This is a genomic window from Mesorhizobium sp. WSM4846, assembly GCF_055811415.1.
Genome location: NZ_JBVVPZ010000002.1, coordinates 91,889 through 112,176, shown reverse-complemented (window position 1 = coordinate 112,176; position 20,288 = coordinate 91,889). Strand labels below are relative to the sequence as shown.

The window sequence follows — 20,288 nt, the reverse complement described above, 5'->3', positions numbered from 1 at the left end:
ATGCATGGTTTTGGGGTCCACACCTCGATGTGGACGATGAACTGGGACCGGGCCGGCGCAGAGAAGGCGATCGCGGCTTCCGTCAAATACGGGATGGACTTTATCGAGATCGCGCTTCTGAACGCGCCGGCGGTCGATGCCGCGCACACACGCGCCTTGCTCGAAAAGCACAATCTTCCTGCCGTTTGCTCACTTGGCCTGCCGGAGCGCGCCTGGGCCTCGGTGCGGCCGGATGCCGCCATCGAACATCTCGAAGTGGCGATCGACAAGACTGCTGAAATGGGCGCGCTGGCGCTTTCCGGCGTGATTTTTGGCGGTATCGGCGAACGCACCGGCCTGCCACCGACCGAAAAGGAATACGACAATATCGCCCACGTGCTGACCGTCGCCGCCAAGCACGCCAGGAAGCGCGGCATCGAGCTCGGAATCGAGGCGGTGAACCGCTACGAGAACCATTTGATCAACACCGGCGCGCAGGCCGTCTGGATGGTCGAGAAAGTCGGGGCCGACAACATTTTTGTTCATCTCGACACCTACCACATGAACATCGAGGAGAAAGGGGCCGCCAACGGCATTCTGGCTGCCCGCGACCACCTGAAGTACATCCACTTGTCTGAGAGTGATCGCGGCACACCAGGCACCGGCAACTGCCCCTGGGACGAGATTTACGCGACGCTGGCGGCGATCGGCTTCAAGGGCGGACTGGCCATGGAAAGCTTCATCAACATGCCGCCGGAAGTCTCCTACGGCCTCTCGGTCTGGCGGCCGGTTGCCAAGGACGAGGCCGAAGTGATGGGCAATGGCTTGCCGTTCCTGCGCAACAAGGCTCGCCAATACGGTCTGATCTGAGACGATGGGTGACGGGCAGAAGGCGGACGGCGCAAGGATCGCCGTCTTCGATGTCGGCAAGACCAACATAAAGCTCTCCGCAATGACGCTCGACGGCGTGCTCGTGGAGAGCCTCTCTGTCCGCAACGAAGTGCGGCCCGGTCCACCTTGGCGGCGGCACGATCTCAATGGCATTACCGACTGGCTGTTCGGCTCGCTCGCCACTTTGTGCCGACACCATCCGCTGGAAAAGCTGGTCGGCACCGGACATGGCTCCGCAGGGGTCTTGGTGAACGCAGATCCCGACGAGACTTGTGCCCTGCCGATGATTGACTACGAGCAGGATCTGCCGCCTGCAATTCGCGATGGCTACGCGCCGCTTTCGGGCGATTTCTTCGATCGCGGCAGCGCGATCATGCTGAAGGCTGCCCACCAGGCGCGCCAGCTGTACTGGATGCAGCAGGTTGATCCGGAGCGCGTCGCTCAGGCTCGTTGGTATCTGGGCTTGCCTCAATATTGGGCCTGGCGGCTGTCAGGCGTGCCATCGGCCGAAACGACGATCCTCTCGGCGCAATCCCATCTGTGGAACAATGTGCGCAAGCAGTGGTCGCCCATTGTGGCGGGGCAGGGATGGCAGCGCCTCATGCCACCATTCCATCCGGCCTGGGAGAGGTTGGGGCCAATCCGGCAGGATCTGGCGCGCCGACACGGCATACCGGAAGAGCTGTCTGTCCTGACCGGCGGCCACGACAGCAGCCTGAACCTCTACCGCTATCAGGCGGCAGGCATGCACGACGCCTGCGTGATCTCTACCGGAACCTGGATTGTCGGAATGTGCGCGGCGACACCTCTCGACCGCCTCGATGAAAATCGCGGAATGGTTCTGAACAGCGACGTGACAGGACGCCCGGTCGGCGGCGTTTTGACCATGGGCGGACGTGAGTTCAGTCTTGTGGCAGGGCACGGGGTGGCAGGGCAGGGGCAAGAAGGAACTGCAGCCGACGCTGCGCTGGTCAGCTTGCTGATTGAGCGCGGCACTTTCGCATTGCCGTCGTTCGGCGACGATGACGGCCTGTTTCGAGGCAGCGCTGGGCTCGGCCGGTTTGAAGGGCCGCCTGCAGAAACCCCTGCAGAGCGCAAGGCGCTCGCGGTGCTCTACGCCGCGCTGCTGACGGTGGAATGTATCGATGCACTGAACGAAACCGGGCTGGTTGCATTGGATGGCACCTTCCTGCGAGACCCGCTCTACGCCACGCTGGTTGCGGCGCTGCGGCCAAACGCCGAAACGGTCTACAACCTCGACTCCTATGGCACCGCCTCGGGTGCGGCGCTACTTGGCGAACACGAAACTCGTGACACGCCGGCTCCGATCGCGCTCAGCCTGCCGACTGCCTTTGCCAGCGATCGTGAGACGCTCGCAGCCTATGCACAGCGGTGGCGCGACCTGGCGAAGCGAAACAACCTGCAACGGGCCAAGACCAGCAAAAGGAACGATCGATGACTGATGACAGCGCTCTGCGCCGCGAGATGGTGGATGCTTGCCGCCGGATGAACTCAAGCGGCATCAACCAGGGCAATGCCGGCAATTTGTCGGTGCGCTCTAGCGACGGTTTCCTGATCACGCCCTCGTCGCTGCCCTACGAAACGATGACGCCCGAAGACATCGTCGAGATGAGCTTTGACGGCACCTATGTCGGCCGACGGCCCTCCTCGGAGTGGCGCTTCCACCGTGACATTTTGAGGGAGCGGCAGGAGATCGACGTCGTGCTGCATTGCCACTCGCTCTACGCCACGACGCTGGCCTGCCATCACAAGACGATCCCGAGCTTCCACTATATGACGGGAGTGGCGGGCGGCACGACCATCCGCTGCGCGGAATACGCAACCTTTGGCACGCAGGCCTTGTCCGACAATGCCTTGGTTGCGCTCAAGGATCGCCTCGCCTGCCTGCTCGGCCAGCACGGCCAGATTTCGCTTGGCAAGACCATGGAAGCGGCGTTGTGGCTGGCGAACGAGGTCGAAACCCTGTCGCGCATGTATGTCCAGGCGCTTAGCCTTGGCGAGCCGCCGGTCCTTTCCGACGAGGAGATGGCGCGGGTGATCGAGCAGATGAGGAAGATGAGCTATGGCCAGGCGCCGGACCCGGAGGGAACGAACGACCTGGCGCGGCCACGAGACGCTGCGGTCTAGCGCTGCTCCGGCAGATTTTAGTGAAGCAGGTCTTTCTTCGCGCTGGGTGGCAGGTGAAGACTGAGTTGTCCTCCTTACGGCAAACGGTGAATCAAATCGTTCAGCAAAAGCAGCGACGCACCGGCGAAGACAGCCGCAGCCGCGTCGTCCAGCATGATGCCGAGTCCACCCCTTACCTTCTCATGCACGATGCCGATGGGCCAAGGCTTGGCGACGTCGAAAAACCGGAAAGCAAGGAAACCTGCTGCCCACCAGACCGGGTCTAGCGGCAGCATGGAAAGCGTTGCGGCGGTCCCGAAGGTCTCGTCAATGACGACGATCTGCGGATCCTCCGTCCTGGTATGGGAGACGACATGCGACGACGCCCATACTCCCACGGCGAATAAGCCCATATAGGCTAGCACGATCAGCCAAGGCGATGCAGGTATCAGGACCGCGGCAACAGCCACTCCGACGCCTGCGCCGGCGGTGCCTGGCCATACCGGAGATAATCCCGCGCCGGCAGAGGTCGCGAGCAGGTAAGCAAGCCTGGGCAGAAATTTACGCATGGCGTTTCGAACGGCCGACAGGGTGAATTGCGAATATGCGTTGTATCAGTCTTCCAGTTACTTCCGCTAACGCAGGTCGCGCAAAAGCATGCCCTCGGGCGTGACCCGGTCAGGCGCGATGCGCTATAGACCGCCAGTCGATTTGCGACAGCGGACACAACGGGCATTGCGCTGACCACCTCGATCGGCGCCGACGGGCTGGAACGAACCCTCAATTTGCCGGTTAAACGTCGCGGAGCGACATCATCAGAGGAGCCAAGTCATCATGATCGCCGGTCTCATGAAACGCCGTATCGACCCGCTATGGGAGCACGCCGCCTCTCCGCTGATCGGGATCGGCATGACCCCGAACCAGGTTACGTCAGGCGGGCTGGTGCTCGTCGCCTTGTCGTGCGCCGCCTATCTGTACCACCAGTCAAGTCTTGCCTTTGGCCTTTGCCTGGCGTTTGCCTTCACCTTCGACGCGCTCGACGGGGCGGTTGCTCGCCGCAGACATATGAGCACCAAGGCGGGTGGCTATTTCGACGCCATGGCCGACCGTTATCAGGAATTCGCCGTGTTTGCGGCAATAGGCTGGGTCGCCGATATGTGGGCAATCGCCATGCTCGCGTTCGCCGGCGGACTCCTCACCAGCTACGCCAAGGCGCGGACGGCGATCGAAATCCCCATAGAAAACCAGGCATGGCCGGATTTCTTCGAACGGATGGAACGCCTGGTGTTCATTTGCGTGCTGTTGGTCGCCGACGGATTGGCGACCGCCATGGGCGCCGCTTCGCCCTGGATTCTGACGGGCGGGTTCGCGCTGTACGCACTCGTGGCCAACGCGACAGCGCTGCAACGGATGAATCGCGCATTTGCGATGCTCAAACGATCGGACGCGAAGCAGCCGTGAGACGGCCAAATCCCATAAGGATGAGGCGCCCGGCGCTCCCTGCGTGCCTGTTGTCCGCACCCCTCGTTAGACCGTTTCGAGCCGGCTGAACCGAACCGGGATGATTTTGCGGGTCTTCAGTTGTCCTGCCGAATCCTTGTCGATGACCGTCAGCAACTGCCCTTGTTCAGGGCCTACAGGCATAACCAAGCGGCCCCCCGGCTTGAGCTGCTCGAGCAACGCCGGCGGCGCCCGCCCCGCCGCGACGCTGACCAGGATCTTGTCGAATGGCGCGTGCTCGGGCCAGCCGCGAGACCCGTCCCCGACACGAATGCTGACATTGGACAGACCGAGGTCCTGCAGCAGAGCCTCGGCATGGCTTGCGAATTCCTCGATGATTTCGATGCTCCAAACGTGCCCGGCGAGTTCCGCGAGAATTGCGGTTTGGTAGCCCAGGCCGGTGCCGATCTCGAGCACCGCCTCGTGCGGTTGGAGCGCAAGGAGATCGGTCATGAGTGCGACAATGAACGGCTGCGAGACGGTTTTGTCGAAGCCGATCGGCAATGGCATGTCCTGGTAGGCATAAGGCGCGACCGAGCTTGGCACGAAGAGATGGCGCGGCACCCGCTGCATCGCTGCCATCACCCGTTCATCGAGCGCCGCCTTGCCGAGCTCCTCGCTTGTAAGGTCGGTATGGATTGCAATCATCTCGACCATGTGCCTGCGCAGCACTGCGAGGTGCTCTTCGTTCATTGGCTTCATGACCGTCAGGCTTTCTTCAACCAGGCTTGCTGCCTGATACGCTTATATCCTGTTCGTCACAGCAACGCCCGTCATCGTTTCCAGTTGCGGGTGGCCCACGGCGACCGGAGGTAATTTTGGCGTTGCGTCTGGTCGATATCGGCGGCGGGCCTGGAGATCCGGTGCCATGTAGCCATAACGGTATGTCCTGGCTCGCGGTGATTTGAACGATGAACGGCTGAATCGCGTGCATGCGTGGGCAGCCGGCGATCTCGACCGGGGCGTTGTCGTTGTAGTGGTGGACGCCTGTTTCACCGATGCGACTGCTGCATGGCTTCGGCAGCGGAATGCCGCGACGGGTGGTTCCTAAATATCCAGCTAAAGTTCGGAAGCCGCTACTTTATCGCTTCCAGGAGTGCTGAGTGGAACTCGCCGGGGCCTCTGCCTTGCCGTTCGGCCGTCGTGGTTGAATCCTCATCAGCTAAAGTAGTGAAATCTGATGGAACTACCGGCCCTGATGTGCCATTTTACCACGTCGTGAGAGAAGACGAAGGCAAATGAGCCAGCACAATGCCACTGTGATAGGCGTCGTGGTGCCCATGTTCAATGCCGAGAGAACCATTCTCCCGACGCTGACCAGCATCTGCCAGCAGAGCCACCAGGCGCTGGACATTATCGTAGTGGATGATGGGTCGACGGACCGGTCCGCGTCAATCGTGGCCGCCTATGCCGAGCAAGATCGGCGTATACGCCTTTTCAGGCAGCCGAACGCGGGTGTTGCGCACGCACGCAACAGCGGCGCCGCTGCCACCGATGCGGAGTTTCTAGCGTTCGTGGATGCGGATGATCTTTGGGCTCCATCCAAAATCGCACTGCAACTGCGCGTCCTGCAGGAAGGAGGCTCGTCAGCTGGCCTGGCATATTGCTGGTTTGCGGAGATCGACGAGGACGGTCGGATATTTTCATTCAAACAGCCCGATGCCGATGGTCGCGTGCTGCAACGCATGTGCAGAAACAACTTTGTCGGTAACGGAAGTTCGATGCTTGTACGTCGCTCTGCATTCGAGCGGGCGGGACAGTTTGATCCCTCCCTGAGGGCGAGGAACGCACAAGGCTGCGAAGATTTTCTAATGTGCCTCAGAATAGCGGAGAATTACGAGTTTCGTGTCGTGCCACAACATCTTGTGGGTTACCGGAGGACCATCGGCAACATGTCGAGCGATGTCATGCAGATGTTTCGTTCGTATGAAATTGTCCTAGCCGAGTTTCGCGAGAAATATCCGCAATTTGGGAGCGATCTCAATGCCCATCTGCTTGACACGATCAATGGGCTTGCCGTGAGGGCTTTGATTCAGGGGCGGCCTTCCGCAGCCTGGTACCTGTCGAAGAAGCTCTTTGTCCTGGAGCCGCACACGGCCATTTCACGTCTGCCTCACACGGTCGACGTCTACTGCCGGGGGCTGGTTCCTCGCTGGATCAAGGTTCGAGTGAATCGGATGCGAAACGCCGAGTCTCGGCCTCTTTATAAGAAGATTTATCTGGAGAGGTGAGCGCGTCACTGTTCGGGCGTGCCGAGCCGGAGCTGTTGAAGCTACATGCTTGATGCCAGGCTTTGGCGGCGCACGCGGCAATCACGTCACTGCTCGGAACCTGAGCGGCTACCGGAACGATCTTGGCCCGGACCACATTTCCATAGGACACGTGCAATTACGCGCCGCCTCTATACAATATTTAATTGTTTAATTCGCGACCGCCGCTCCTGGTGGGGCCTCCAGCGTAATTGTGATGGTGTCACCCGGAGCAAGCAGAGTATCTTCAGTCGCCTCGGTCGTCGCTGCCCGTCCGTCAGTGGAGCGGGTTACACCGATCGTAATTCGGTCCCCTTCGCCTACAAGGTCGCTGCGCATCTGCATCACGTAGGCGATTTGTTTGGTCAAGGAATCCATCTCAGCGCGCATTTGCGTCATCGCCGCGCGTTCAGTCTGCAAATTAGCCAACAGGTCAATTCGACCCTGGTCGATAAGCCTATCAAGACTGCGCTGCAAATCCCCTTGGTCGCGTTCAAGTCGAGCGATCTCAGCATTGGTTTGCAAAGCGCGGGTCGCTGACAAGAGCACTGCGCGTTGAGCAGAGTTGACGCTAGTGATCTGGACCAGACCTTTTTCGAAGAGCTTCTTGAGGCGATCAAGTTCCGCCGCATCTGCGGCTGCGCCCGCTTGATCCGCCTTCTGCTGCTCCTTAAGATAGCCCATTCGTTCCGCCGCCTTGGTTGCGGCCAACTTAATTGAAGCGCGCTCCTTCTCCTGATCCGCATAGACAGCTTCAAGATGCTTCCCCTCCTGCTGCAAAGCTTCGTCGCGACGAGGTTCGAGGCTCGGGTCACGTTCTGCGTCCGGAAGCTCAATCGCTCTGGCGCCGCTCAGCTGCGCCTCTATGCGAGCAGCCTTGATTTCGCTTTCCTGGTACCTGATACGCAGAATGTGGAGGCGGCCGCCAAGGTCCGCTGCTGTCATTTCAGGGTTTTGAAGCTCACCGCGACCGAGTTGGTAGCCGCCGCCAGCCGCCACAGCTTGTCGGACAGTCATGCCTGGTCTGAAGGGCTGAATCCCAGGAGAGGCAATGTCCCCGTCAATATAGATGGGTCGGTATTCCTCAATATCAACTACAATCTGATCCGGGTAAAAACCAGTCCAAGTCTCAGTGCCGTCGGCGGATCGTTGCGGAAGGGATTTTGGTTTTAAAACCTCAATTACCTCCTTGCGAACATCCCCTATTGTCTTCCCGAGAACGTTTAGGGGGCCCAGGGCCGGCAACACAATTACACCGCTTTGGTCGATCACAGCTCGCTTTTGCATCTCGGGATACCCTATGACGGCGAAGCCGATCACGTCGCCAGTCTGCAGACGGTACTCGCCGACATTGTGCTGCTCTGCTAGGGCAAGGCCAACCGATAGATTCGCGTTTGCGAACAACAGAAACATGCATGCGAGCGCAGCGCAGCTGCCTGCCCGCATCCAGCGCACCGATCTATTCAACATTCGCGATCACCCCGCAATGCTTGAGCGTGACATCGACGCAGACCTTTCTCACAATGCCATTCTTTTGAGGCGAATTTACGCTCTGAACAACGGCAACATGGCAGCCGATGTTTCGAGATCGCCCCACTCTGATCATCATCCGGCTGGAAGAACACAACTATCCGGCGGCCAGCGCGATCGCGGCGATCATGGTTTTGCTATCGTTCGCGATGCTCCTGGTCGTCAATCTGGTGCAGTCGTGGAGCCGCAAACGCTATGGCTGACGTCACGATCGTGTCGCCGATCGGAAGCGACACCGCCGGCCAGCGAGCAGCCAGTCGCGCTACCTGCTGATGGCAGTCGCGTTCGTCTTCCTGGTGGCCTGAGCGGCATTGGCCCGTCTGAGGCGGGGCCGCCATGTCCGCCGCTCCGCTAAACACTGAAGCTGCGCGGCGGACACACCAACGTCGAAGCCATCCCATTTTGCTCAACTTGACGCACACAACTCGATTCAGCCTCTGCCTAAATCCACATCGCATGGCATGGCCGGTCCCGCCTGGAAGCAAGCCTCCTGGCACAGGTTGGGGGTATTTATTCGCATATTCTAATATATCGGTCGCTCTGACCCGTTCCGATATGTTATGATGGTTAACGCGCTGAGGCCTGGATAGCCAAGGAGCGCGTCACGTCAGCGGCTGCGAGTGGGACGGCGATGTCCTTTTTGCTTTTCTTGCGAGGCCTTATCATAGTACTGTGGCATTCGCCATCAGTATATATTTGCTCACCGGCTCCCTCTGGGGCACGTTTGTCCAAACGTTAATTTGTGGGATCTTGATACAGATTGGGTACTTTGTTGCTGTCATGCTGCTAGTGTGGCGCTCGGTCTCCAAAGAATCGGTGACTCCGAAGTCACACATCGCGCGTTGAGTCCGAAAGGGAGCAACTGCCGAGCCACTTAGTGAGGCGGGCCACTCTCCGCCTTTATAGGCTCTGGCTGCTAGAGCAGGACGATCAGCAAGATGACACCCCACACCACGAAACAAAATGTGACTGCAACCTGTCTCATTCGGGCAGCGGAGAGGCTTTCCGCGAGGCGCCAGATGCGCGCAGGATCTTTGCGGTGATCGTTATCGCGCGTCTGTGATCGACGAGCCATTCCTGTTTCCCGCAGGACAGGCTCAACCGGAGCCCGGAATCTGCTCAGATGTTTTGCCATTTGGCAATACGACTCAATTTCTTCTTTCAATTGGAGCTTACGACATGCAGCGGAATTGCGGCAGTCGGAGCATGGGCCGCGTCAGGTTATTGCATCGAGGTTAAGGAGTTGCGCCTTTGGCGAAGAGCGGGCTGATGCCCGCCCCGAGCGGTGCGCCTGTGCTCCACGGGCGTCGATACTGAAGACATTAGTCAGATAATGTGGTATAGCGTTTGTCACTACAAATGCGCTGCCAGTCTCATCCCACAGGTTTGAAGGCTTATGCTCCGCGAAGTTGAAAAACACCCGGATTCTGCCTTCACATTCGGCGATCCTCAGTGGGGAACGATTGATCTCGAAACACTCGTGGCGGCAGCGCAACGGCAGTTGAGGTTAGTCGTTACATGCGCGCTCGCAGGACTTGTGCTGGGGCTGGCGTATCTTTGGGCCGAGGTGCCCTTGTACGAGTCGACGGCCAGAATCCTGATCGACAAGAACCAGCCATCCATCGTAACGGAGTTAACAGAGAGCGGAAGCTCCGCACCGCTTGACCCGATGATGCTGAGTCAGGTCGAATTGTTGCTTTCCGACCGCATCGGGCTAAAGGTCATTGACAGCCTCGGTCTTGCTGCCGATCGCTCTTTCTTGTCAGCGCCACATTCATTGCTCAACAGTCTCACAGGATCGGTCGCTCGGTGGCCATTCATCGGCAGTTCCGAAGCAAGCGGAGCGCCGGTGGAATCGAGTGCCGCGCGAGGTTCGGATCCTCGATGGCAGGCATTTGGCATTCTGGCTGAGAATATAACGGTAGCTCGTGTAGGGGATTCTTACATACTGCAAGTCCAATTTCGGTCGCCTAGCGCCGAAATGGCGCAAAAAATAGCCAGTAAGTATGCAGAAATCTATATCTCTGACCAAGTCGGAGCCAAAGACGAGTCGATTATCCGAGCTCGCAGCGCACTGGCGGAAGAGGTCGAGACGGTGCGGAAGCGATCGGTCGATGCCGAGCTCGCAATCCACAGGTTCCGAACAGACAATACGCTGACCAAGGAAACGCTGGTTACGTTGCGCCAGCTCGAACTTGAGGCGTCCTCTCTCAAGTCGCAATATGAACAGGTCCTGCAGCAGTACCAAGCGAGCCTGCAGAACCTTTCGATGGCGTTGACGGAAGCGCGGATTATCTCGGAGGCACCGTACCCCAGCGGACCGAGTTCTCCGAACAGAAGTCTTACGATGGCGTTCTGTCTCGTGCTCGGCGGCCTGGTTGGCGCCGGTGTGGGCGGAATTCGGGAGTACCGGGAGCGCTTTTTCCGCACGACGGCTCAAGTGCGCGATGAACTCGGACTTCAGACGCTCGGAATGATCCCTTTGCTGGACGGGAAGCCAATTCGCCGAAACAAGCACGATCGTGCGGCCGGAGAGCCGTCATTCATCGAGGTGGGGAACAGCGCTTTCAACTGGGTAGAACAACATCCGCGCTCGGAATTCGCTGAAGCGATGCGAACTGTGAAAGTCGCTGTTGACGTCGAGTTACCAAGCAAGAGCACCAAGGCGCTCGGCATCGTTTCTTGCCTCCCGGGAGAAGGGAAGTCTCTGATCGCTGCTAATTTAGCGATGGTTCTTGCTATGCAGCGTTGTAAGACGTTGTTGATCGATGCCGATATCCACAATCCTGGCTTGTCCCCTATGTTAGCCAACGGCTGGGAACGAGGCCTGGCCAACTTGTTGGCTGGAGAACTCAATCCGAGTGACTTGCTGGCCCATCAGTCATTGCCATTGAGGTTCCTGCCCGGTGTGAACCAGAGCCAACAAAAGCTCGCAAACACCGTGCAGCCTATCGAGAAAATGGGCGACTTTCTGCTCAAGGTGGGCCCTATGTTCAATTACGTCGTCGTTGATTTGCCCCCGTTGGCTCCAGTCGCGGACGTGAGGTCCTTTGTCCAGCACCTCGACGGCCTTGTTCTGGTTGTTGAATGGGGTGTGACCGCTCGTACATTCGTGCGCGAAATTCTCAACAACAACCCGATCCTGGCGGATAAATGCATCGGCGTTCTGCTCAACAAGGTTGATGTCAAAAGAATAAAGCGGTACCAAAAGTTCGGCAGTGCCGAATTTTACAGTGAACGTTATAGTCAGTATTACCAGGCCTAGTTGTGGAGCAGGCATTGTTTTGTCTTGAGCAGATAGCCCAAGGAGGGGATTTGACGAAAAAACTCCGTCCGGGCCTATCCGCGCGAGACGCAGGAGATGGTGTTCGTCGGCAAGGACTGGCGATACATCGTCGCTTCCTCCAGCCGGCGGGCTGCGCGCTGGCATCGGACTGGAGAAGGGCCAGGTCGAGAACCTGTCGAACAGGTGGGATGCCGAGCAGTCGGAATTCACGATCGGCCCGGCTATCCTGGTCGTCAGTGCTTTGCCGGTCCTTACATTCCGCCACCCAACACCGCCGCAGCGCGGACACGCAAAGCATCCTGCGAATAGGCCTCCAGCATATCGTGTCGTGCCTGTATTCCGATCTCTTTGCGAAGCGTTTCATCGCCCGCTAGCACTAACACTTGGGTCACCGCCATGTCCGCTGAGGGCACAGTAAGCTTCAGCATATTCTCTCCATGCTTGCCGTAATCCCGAATACCGCCGACGTCGGTCGCGATAATCGGAAGGCCGGCAAGCATCGCCTCGGCGACGACGATGCAGAACCCTTCGGTATCGGACAGATTAATGAACATGTCACGATCACAGGCTAGCTCGAACCAGCGTGCGACATATCCATGGAAATGCACGCGATCTCGAATGCCGAGCTCATCCGCCTTGCGCGAAAGCGCCTGCCGTTCCGGCCCATCGCCGTAAAGATCGAGGCTTGCAGAAACGCCGCGGTCTTGGAGCATTCGGATGGCCTCGATCAGGCGGTCAAAGTTCTTTCGCGCCATAAGGCGTCCGGCTGCAGCAAGGCGCAAGGGTGTGTGAAGCGCGTAGTCGCGCTTGTGGGAGGAAGCCCCATCGGCACGAAACAGAGGCACCACATGCGACCGGCGCCTGCGGGGCAGGAAGTATGCTTGTGTCTCCCGGAGCGTATTTTCGCAATCAGCCCAGATTTCGTCGACACGCCAGGACAGCGCCTTGAGCACAGGGCCATAAACGCCTTCAGCACGCCGGGAGCGATAACGGGCGATGTGCTCGAATGAAACGCAGCGAAGCCGAGGAGCGAACATCGCAGCGAATCGTCCCAGGAGATTGGCCTGCTTGAGCGACAACACAACCATATCCGGCCGCCACTCCCGGCTGAGGCGTAACATTATAAAGAACGTGCTCACGAAGGTGCGCAAGGAAGGCTCGTCGCTCTGCGACGTCAGGATAAGATTGTGCTCTCCGATCTTTGCGGCGATTTCGTCGGCAAGAGCCCCGCGACCACGGCAACAGGCTAGAATCTTCAGCTCATGCCCGCTGAAAAATCCTGCTTGCAGCAAGGTCAGCAGCCCGTGCTCGGCACCACCGGGATCGAAGCCGTTGATGAAGTAAAGAATTCGCATGTGATACGGAAGCGTTCCCGATTGCCTTGTGCCTCTAGCGCTGAGCGCCCCGATACTCGTCAATGCCGCTCCCTTTGCGCAGGGCGCGGTAGAACAACAGCTTGGCTGCGCGGCGCACCTGGGGCTCCACGCCCCTCGGCAGGACGCAAAGAAGGATGTAAACGTAGACGCGCCATGACAATGGATTGTGCCACATCGCGCGAATGAGCAAGCGCGCTCCGCGTTTCTTTTCGCCTTGAGCCACGCAATCATTGGCCGCCTTGGCGTACAAACGCGCGTTGCGCCGACGCGCGAGGTGCGTAAGTTCCGGCCGTCGCATGACCCATTCTCGCGTGAGGCGTTCGGCTACCGGCAGAAGCGCGTCGAGTCTGCGGGTCATGTTCGAGCCATGGCGCCGTTTATAGACGAGTGCTCCGGCCACATGTTGAAATGTCCAACGCTCGGCTGCGCGCAAACAAAACTCTGTATCCTCTCCAGCCTTGAATGCCTCGTTGAATACCCCGATGTCTTCGACCATCTCCCGCCGTATAACCATACTGGAAGGAATAATCGGCCCATCAAGCAGAAAATATTTCGGCAGCGTATCGCATTGGTCCGCGCGATAGCGGCGCACCGAGACGTGTAGAGCATCGGACAGATCCGGAGCGGAAAAATCGACAAAATCGCCATAGACAAGACCTGCCTTGCAGCCATTGCCCAAGACGGCTAATTGACGCTCAAGCTTGTCATCGGCCCAGAAGTCATCGCCGTCGAGAATTGCAATAAGATCGCCGGCAGCATGTCTGATGGCAAGATTCCTCGCCGATGAAAGCCCGATACCCGCCGTCGTCAGGACATGTACGCGCGGCTCCCTGCGACCCAGCGATGCAATCACTTCCGACGAGCCGTCCTTCGAGCCATCATTGACAATGATAATCTCTTTGATGTGGCTCGACGCGGTCTGATTGATCACGCTTTCCACTGCCTGCACGATGAAGCGTTCTTCATTGTGGCATGTCATGATAACCGAAACACTCATCTCGTGTTTCCTGGCAAGGGGTTCCCGAGAAATCGAGGATGTCTCATGCTCCTGGGGGGGCTCCTCCGCATCCTGTGCAATGATAGGTAAAGCCCGTGCCGCGTCAACTCAGGCAGGAGCGAGACAAGGATTAGTGTGACGAAAGCTCGTGTGCCGGAGGCTTCTGTTCCAACGTAAAAGGCGCAAGGAACAAGGAGCACGAGGGGCAGAAGCCGTGCCTGGACCGCTCCGATCAATCCGTGAGAAAGGGCCCAGCTTAGAGTACGGCTCAAGCGAAACCATGCAGCAACCCATATGAGAACATAGAGGCTGAGCCCAATGATGCCGTTCTCGGTGAGGATACGTTGAAACTCGCCATGTATCGCCAGCCGCAACTCGCCAGGAAGTCCGCTGAAATCCGTATCGATAATATTCTTGAATTGGTTCGTACCCACGCCCATCAGGGAATGTTCGGAGATGAGTTGTCTGGACAGATTGAAAGCAAACGCGCGCTGGACATTGCTCGGCGTGTCTCCAGGGGCATATTTCCCCTTCGCCGCCAGGTATTCGTGTTGACCCATGCTCAGCGGATCGAGGATGGTCTGCAACTGCTTTCCGACATATGAGTTTTCCACTGTGGTCGCCAGCACGAAAAGACCCACGAAGCCGACGGCGATCGCTGGCACCATCGCAGCGAGCCGTCCGCGCATCAGAAGCGCGGCGGTCAGAAAGAGATAGATCAAAAACGCCTTGCGTTCCCCAGATAGCACGAGCAGGGGAAGTATCCCCGCCCATACAAACCAAAGGGTGCGCCGCTTGTCCCGGTTGACGAAGAGGAGGAGCCCTGCGAGCGCAATTGGAAGGAAGGTGAACGCGAGCCTCGGATCGACCAGATGCTTCCAACCGACCGAGTAGCCATGGGCGACATGCCAGGTGATCGTATAGGCGAGAATCAGCACCATGCCGAAAAGCAAGATGTTGACGGCCTTCTGCGTCTCGAGCCATCTAGCCTCCTGTGCGATGGCGAACGCAAAGGCGCCCACAATGGACATCTGCAACAGCTCGCGCAGGCCGTTCTTTGCGTCCACGCTGAAGGCCGAGACCATGTGCCAGCCCAGGAAGGGCAGGAGCAGTAGAAAACCGGCTGAAAAAGCCAAATTTCGCCAACGACCCGTCGCCATGCCAATCACGAGCATCAGCAATGCGATCAGCTCGAACGGACGCAGCAATACAAGACCCGTCTCGAGCCTGATTGGCAGGAAGAGGCTCAGTATCGCGAATGTGAGGAGATAACGCATCACAGCCCCCTCGCGGCGCGATATTCTTTTAGCATGTTCTCTTTTCCGGAGACAGAACTTGTTGGATGTATCAATGCCAGCGGGCGAAGAAAGACTTCGCCATGCTCCAGCCGACGACCCCATCGTTCCGCCCGCTGTGGCAATCGCATATCGAAGAGGTTTCCGCCTGTTGGGAAAACTCACTCTCCTCGCTTGCGGTTTCGTTGCGGGTAGGATTACTAGTGGCAGAGCCCATCAGGCAGTCCGACGAGAGTGATGACGCATCCTGACGGCGCGCAGTCGATGACCTAGCCGACGGTCTCGCTCTCCGGGGTCCAGGCTTCTGGCTGGTCGAGCACAGAGACCGCGCGAACATGGCAGCGAATCTTATGCCCGACATCCCGCGAACTGAGCTCATAGCTTGTGCCGGTTTCGACCACGATCGGAACGCCGTCACGATACCATAGACACTCTATTTGCGACGCAATAACGTTCGGTACGACGGTCAACGCCTGGCCCGGTGAAGCCTGGCCCGAGAAGGCCGGCAATGCGCTGAAGCCCGTCGGGACCATAGCCAGATCCGTTTCCGTCTGCCGGACCCTTATATAGTCAATGACCATGTCATACGTCTGCGACGGGTCCGGTTGAGCGCGCCCCTTTTTTTCATCGTAAGCGAAATCCACCATGATATATTTTTTCGCTGCGAGTTCCGGTGTCGTCGGAACGCGCGCCACTTCATAGCCGTCGATCACGAAATAAGTATAATCATCTTCGATCTGCGCGCACCAAGTATGAAATTCGCCATCGTATACGTCGATGGTGCTGGGAAAACCACTTGATGGATCGACTTGATAGCCGGCGATTTTCCGGCGCACGTCACGTGGCGCGATATGTGGATCTGCATAGCCGAGTCTGGGTTTGTGCACGTGCTGGCTGATGTTGATATAGGCCCCATTGAGACCGTCATATTCCCAAAAGTCCGTCTCAAGACGATTGCGCGTCCGCCAGAATAGATGCTCCTTCCCATACGCCCAGAAAGCAGGGAAAAATCCAGGGCGGGGCGCTGCGATCTTCGGCAGTCTGGCGCGGATCTCAAAGATCCCCTTTCCCCAACACCGCCCCTGGCCATTGTTGTTCACGGAAGAGAAGGCACCTGTTCTCCAATGGCGGCCTTTTTGCAAGAGCCGGAGCGCCAGCGTGTGGCTGGTGGCGTCGTGCACATATGAGGAGGGCGTCGCCGAGATCCGCTGGGTAATGGCGTCAACACCGACGGTCGTCAGATGGGTCGGCGCATACCAGATGCTGCCTTGCGCGCCTTTGGAATCATCCACTACCGTGTTGGAAACGAAGTCGTCAAAAAAAACCGTTGTGTAACCGTGGATCGGGGGCGCCGCCTCACCACGATGAGCATATCGCTCATTGCCGATGGCCGCCCAGGACGCCCACGAGGCTGAATCGAACTCATAACGTGCGGGTTCGTCGTTCGCATCCACGGCTGAAGGAGGGCTCTGGCGATAGGGATGATCGTCGGGCAGGGCGGACTGCCGGCCGACGCGCCACATGCCCCATCCCATCAGTTTGTCGACCTGCGAGTCATTCAGTTCGCTTTGCCCGATGATGACGCAATCGACCGCGACATCGGCCGTCATCGGATTGTTCACATCGCCCATGAAGCTCTGCGATTTCATCAGGTTGGGTTTCAATGCATGAATCGCCTGGCCGGCCGTCTTGACCCCATTCACCACCGCCTGCATCACGAATCCGCGGCGGTACCCGACCATGACATTCCAGTCGTCAAAATCGGTCGAGTACTGCCCTTCCTCGCTCTTGAGCTTGCCGTCATGGAGCCGCGAAACGAGTGTGCCGGCCGAGGGCTTGAAACAAACCTGGGGCTGGCGATGCACCGAGCCACCCTCCGCGCCATTGACGCAAAGAACGGAAACGTTATCCGCACCGGTGTTGTTCACCGAATGGCACCGGGCGATCACGAGCCACCACCGGTGGAGATAGGGAGCATCCTTATCGACTGGCCAGGTCAACGCCTTTTTCGTGCCCTTCTTGAAGAGGACGCCGCCGTTATTCGGAAGCTTTGTCGGGCGCAGGGAAGGCTCGGCTTGCACCGCAGCCACCGGTTTCACGCCGCCGGATTGCCACGAGGAGACTTCGCCTTCGGCCAGATCCTCCTGATGCCAGGATTTCACGATCAACTCGGGGAACAGACCAGGATGCCAGGAGTGAGCTTTCGGCTGTGAGCCTTGCGCCGGACCGGCAGCGCGAGCGTCCCGTCCTGGGCGACCGGATGCCGTCAGCACAAGGGCGGCGCATGCGGCCAGCGCCAGATCCCGGCGAGAAATGCGGTGGGTCATTATCGTGTGCCTTACCTATCTCACATCGCGCCAATATCCGCTGGTTTCGAGCTAAGGCTGCACCACGACGCCCGTTACCGATGTTGCGCTTCTCCTCGCAAAGACAATTCGCCGCTTTAGTTTGGCTTTTCAATGACACCCTGCGGCGCGCCGAAGGGCAACAGATTCCTTCGAAACGGAGTGTCTGCGAGCGTCGAGATAATTTGGAACGAGCCGTTATCGTCATTCGTTCGGTCGAGGGGGGCTCGAACATACGGGTCAACATGATCGCTGCCTCTCTCTCGACGTAAGATGGCCGCAGATAAGTTCGGGCAATTCTGCTGCAAGGGGCTTAGCTTGCTCCGAAGATCTATCCGCGCGCCGGAACCCACTTGGTCAGGTCGTCTCCCGCGAGTTCAATGTGATGAACTCCGCCCGTCCTAGTACCTCCTTTCAGAAATCGGATTTCCCATGCGTTTCGTGTGGTACGAATAGCGCTTGCAGTGCTGTCCGGCACGCGGCGATGAAGCTGGCGCGCTCCTGACGATGGTCGACAACCAAAAACACGCGCGCTACGGGTACAGTGACACGAGCCTTTACGACGCAAGGGTTAGGAAATACTATCGCCCAATACACTCAGACAGGTCAATAGCGCACTGAACCGCAATCCCTGGACCCCAGAATGGATCGAGCCATTGTCATAAATTCCTTCGGCCGCGGCGGGTCGAACATTCTGGCGAATATGATCGGCTCTTCGCCCGGCGTCCTCATGACCTTCGATGAGTTTTGGCAGTTCTACTACAACGGCGGCTGGAATCTTCCTCCAAAGGTCTATCGGCGTCTGGGAGTCCGGGCGGGCAAGCTTGCCTCCAGGTCAGTGTTCTACGCGAAGCGATTTCAGAAGCGTCTGGAAAGAAGCATCCAAGCGTCGATCGCCGCTGACTACCAGCTGCGGAAGGAAAGGGGGCTCGATCTCGCGCTCGCGCGCCACGTCCTCTTCAAGGTGACTGAGTACGACATCTTCCTGAACTCTGAAATCGAGAAGCAGTTCGAAGAGACGATCTTCGTCGGGCTGGTGAGGAACGGCTACGGCCTTTGCGATTCATGGAAGCGCCGAGGGGTGCCGGCCATGATGGCGGGTCGAGTCTACAGCCACATTGCCGGCGAGATGCTTGAGGAACAGGCTGCCAGAAACAACTACCTGCTTGTCAGGTTCGAGGATATGGTTGCCGATCCTCTCCGCTTTCTGGATCGTTTGTATGCACATTTGGAGCTGCCGCGGCCGCGTGAGGACGCTTATATTCACAACCCGAAGGGTTATGGGCCCGGCCAGGAAGCCGCGGCGTCTGCCAGTCGCACCATGCGCTTAGTGGATAAAAGCTATTGGGCGTCACTCCTGGCTGAGAACATTAATGCTGCTGCGATGGAGCGACTGACGAGCGACGACCTGAAGGATTTCAACACATATGCCTCAGGCGTCATGGAGTCCTTGTACGAGGTTCGGTGGAGCAGCCCGGCCCCTGAACGCGCAGAAGGTTGAGCAACCTAACGATGCGAACGGTGATAGCGATGATGGCCTGTGGCAACAGGTGTCGCACACTGTAACTAGCGCATGGGGAATGCTCGCCGATGCATCCGAATGAAGCCAAGCACACTCAGGCGATCTTGGCTTCGATTCCGAGCGAGCAGTGAACCTCTGCCTGAACATCGGCTCCTCGACGGCCACTTCCGGGCGGTGGATTAGTCCCACGTCAATTTGGTTGAAGACATGCTGAAGCCGGCGCTGCAAGAACAACTGGGGTCGCTCCATCCATCCGCGGTACTTCACCTACTACCGCAGGGCAAAGGGCCGCAAGCGTGGCTCCGTCTCGGGCGGATAGTGGGACTGGAACAGCATGAACATCCCGGTTATCATCCCGGTCCGGAACAGAGCGGCCGTTATTCTGCGCGCTAGAGAGCGCGCTTTCGCGAGGCCTGCCCGGAGGGCGCTTGGACCACCAGCCAGTTCACTGTATGCTATTGATGTTGGAGTGTTGGTAGATGCATTCAAGATCCGATACCCTCTATACAGGTCCAAAAGGCGCGCAATATTTTGAGCAGCGGGGCAGTAGCCGAGCCGATACCGTACAGAAATCTAGAGCAAGGCTTTTTGAGGGTTTCAGCAGCCATACGGATGTCGTTCTGGATTTCGGCTGTGGGACAGGCAGTATCCTCTCGTGCTTGCCAGCGGTGAAGCGAATTGGCGTGGAGATCAACTAGACCGCTGCTAAGCAGGCGTCTGCACAGTTGGACCTTGTTGTTGGCTCACTTGCGGATATCCCGTCCAGCACGATAAACAAAATTATCAGCTATCGCGCTCTCGAGCATGTCGACAGCCCTTCGACGGTGCTCCGAGAAATGTTGCGCGTCCTAAAGCCCTCTGGCGAGATGAAGGTATTCGTACCGTGCGAGATGCCGATCATTGCTCAGCAGCATCGCTCATGGTCAAACAATCCCCACATGCATCTGCATTCGTGGACCCCGCTCACCTTGGGCAATCTGTTTACGGTGCTTGGCTTTGAGGTGACTGCCGCCCGCATGCTTCCGGGTTCTGAAGGTGGAAGGCTCGGTGCGATCTTTCCGAAGGACTCGGCTCTTCGTAAAGCTGCGGCTTTCTTAAAGGCATGTCGGACGGGAAGGTTTCATACGGCGGTCACCGCGCGTGCTCCTGCTGATTTACAGCACGACAGTTAGAATCACCGTGAAGGGTGGT

At 58.3% G+C, this 20,288-nt stretch carries 16 protein-coding genes and 1 pseudogene; 10 read left to right on the top strand and 7 right to left on the bottom strand.

Going from position 1 to position 20,288, the window contains the following annotated elements; translation table 11 throughout:
- The 3 genes from AC0L15_RS02810 to AC0L15_RS02800 are packed head-to-tail and all read left to right on the top strand — an operon-like array spanning window position 1 to window position 3,018.
- On the top strand, window positions 1-849 hold the full coding sequence (locus tag AC0L15_RS02810; protein WP_287171974.1) for a sugar phosphate isomerase/epimerase family protein: 849 nt from the start codon (window positions 1-3) through the stop codon (window positions 847-849).
- A gap of 4 nt (window positions 850-853) precedes the next feature.
- Window positions 854-2,329, top strand: a complete 1,476-nt coding sequence (locus AC0L15_RS02805) for an FGGY family carbohydrate kinase (RefSeq protein WP_473495879.1) — start codon at window positions 854-856, stop codon at window positions 2,327-2,329.
- A complete protein-coding gene (locus AC0L15_RS02800) occupies window positions 2,326-3,018 on the top strand; it encodes a class II aldolase/adducin family protein (RefSeq protein ID WP_287341711.1) in 693 nt (230 codons plus the stop codon). Before AC0L15_RS02805 ends, AC0L15_RS02800 begins: the two co-directional genes overlap by 4 nt.
- Before the next feature lie 74 nt (window positions 3,019-3,092).
- Here the strand turns inward: AC0L15_RS02800 and AC0L15_RS02795 are convergent, their stop codons facing one another.
- Complete coding sequence (locus AC0L15_RS02795) at window positions 3,093-3,566, bottom strand: phosphatidylglycerophosphatase A family protein (RefSeq protein ID WP_473495878.1); 474 nt, start codon at window positions 3,564-3,566, stop codon at window positions 3,093-3,095.
- A gap of 265 nt (window positions 3,567-3,831) precedes the next feature.
- Between AC0L15_RS02795 and AC0L15_RS02790 the strand changes: the two genes are divergently transcribed.
- Window positions 3,832-4,458 (top strand): CDP-alcohol phosphatidyltransferase family protein, encoded by a 627-nt coding sequence (locus AC0L15_RS02790; RefSeq protein WP_287244637.1) that lies wholly within the window; start codon window positions 3,832-3,834, stop codon window positions 4,456-4,458.
- A gap of 66 nt (window positions 4,459-4,524) precedes the next feature.
- Here AC0L15_RS02790 and AC0L15_RS02785 read toward each other — a convergent pair whose 3' ends face one another.
- Entirely contained in the window at window positions 4,525-5,199 is a 675-nt protein-coding gene (locus tag AC0L15_RS02785) for a protein-L-isoaspartate(D-aspartate) O-methyltransferase (RefSeq protein ID WP_287244635.1), read from the bottom strand.
- A gap of 536 nt (window positions 5,200-5,735) precedes the next feature.
- Here AC0L15_RS02785 and AC0L15_RS02780 point away from each other — a divergent pair.
- The gene (locus AC0L15_RS02780) at window positions 5,736-6,728 is read left to right on the top strand and encodes a glycosyltransferase family 2 protein (protein WP_287244632.1); all 993 of its coding nucleotides are present in this window, start codon (window positions 5,736-5,738) and stop codon (window positions 6,726-6,728) included.
- 189 nt (window positions 6,729-6,917) lie between these two features.
- On the opposite strand, the gene AC0L15_RS02775 is transcribed toward AC0L15_RS02780, so the two are convergent.
- Window positions 6,918-8,159, bottom strand: coding sequence for a polysaccharide biosynthesis/export family protein (locus AC0L15_RS02775; RefSeq protein ID WP_473495877.1), 1,242 nt, complete (start codon window positions 8,157-8,159; stop codon window positions 6,918-6,920).
- A gap of 179 nt (window positions 8,160-8,338) precedes the next feature.
- Here AC0L15_RS02775 and AC0L15_RS02770 point away from each other — a divergent pair.
- From AC0L15_RS02770 to AC0L15_RS02760, 3 genes and pseudogenes are all read left to right on the top strand, one after another.
- Window positions 8,339-8,479 (top strand): annotated as a pseudogene (locus AC0L15_RS02770) (molybdate ABC transporter permease subunit); the annotation flags it as partial.
- A 469-nt stretch (window positions 8,480-8,948) separates the two neighbouring features.
- On the top strand, window positions 8,949-9,122 hold the full coding sequence (locus AC0L15_RS02765; protein ID WP_287244627.1) for an exopolysaccharide production repressor protein: 174 nt from the start codon (window positions 8,949-8,951) through the stop codon (window positions 9,120-9,122).
- Window positions 9,123-9,672: 550 nt separating this feature from the next.
- A complete protein-coding gene (locus AC0L15_RS02760) occupies window positions 9,673-11,541 on the top strand; it encodes a Wzz/FepE/Etk N-terminal domain-containing protein (protein WP_473495876.1) in 1,869 nt (622 codons plus the stop codon).
- A 272-nt stretch (window positions 11,542-11,813) separates the two neighbouring features.
- Here AC0L15_RS02760 and AC0L15_RS02755 read toward each other — a convergent pair whose 3' ends face one another.
- From AC0L15_RS02755 to AC0L15_RS02740, 4 genes are all read right to left on the bottom strand, one after another.
- On the bottom strand, window positions 11,814-12,917 hold the full coding sequence (locus AC0L15_RS02755) for a glycosyltransferase (protein ID WP_287244624.1): 1,104 nt from the start codon (window positions 12,915-12,917) through the stop codon (window positions 11,814-11,816).
- A gap of 34 nt (window positions 12,918-12,951) precedes the next feature.
- Window positions 12,952-13,935, bottom strand: coding sequence for a glycosyltransferase family 2 protein (locus AC0L15_RS02750; protein WP_473495875.1), 984 nt, complete (start codon window positions 13,933-13,935; stop codon window positions 12,952-12,954).
- Entirely contained in the window at window positions 13,932-15,212 is a 1,281-nt protein-coding gene (locus tag AC0L15_RS02745) for an O-antigen ligase family protein (RefSeq protein ID WP_287244621.1), read from the bottom strand. Before AC0L15_RS02745 ends, AC0L15_RS02750 begins: the two co-directional genes overlap by 4 nt.
- Window positions 15,213-15,499: 287 nt before the next feature.
- Entirely contained in the window at window positions 15,500-17,557 is a 2,058-nt protein-coding gene (locus AC0L15_RS02740; RefSeq protein ID WP_287244619.1) for a LamG domain-containing protein, read from the bottom strand.
- 661 nt (window positions 17,558-18,218) lie between these two features.
- Between AC0L15_RS02740 and AC0L15_RS02735 the strand changes: the two genes are divergently transcribed.
- Together AC0L15_RS02735 and AC0L15_RS02730 are read left to right on the top strand one after the other, a co-directional pair.
- A complete protein-coding gene (locus tag AC0L15_RS02735; RefSeq protein WP_287244618.1) occupies window positions 18,219-19,076 on the top strand; it encodes a sulfotransferase in 858 nt (285 codons plus the stop codon).
- Between the two features lie 746 nt (window positions 19,077-19,822).
- Window positions 19,823-20,269, top strand: coding sequence for a methyltransferase domain-containing protein (locus AC0L15_RS02730; RefSeq protein ID WP_473495874.1), 447 nt, complete (start codon window positions 19,823-19,825; stop codon window positions 20,267-20,269).
- The last annotated feature ends 19 nt before the right edge of the window (window positions 20,270-20,288 follow it).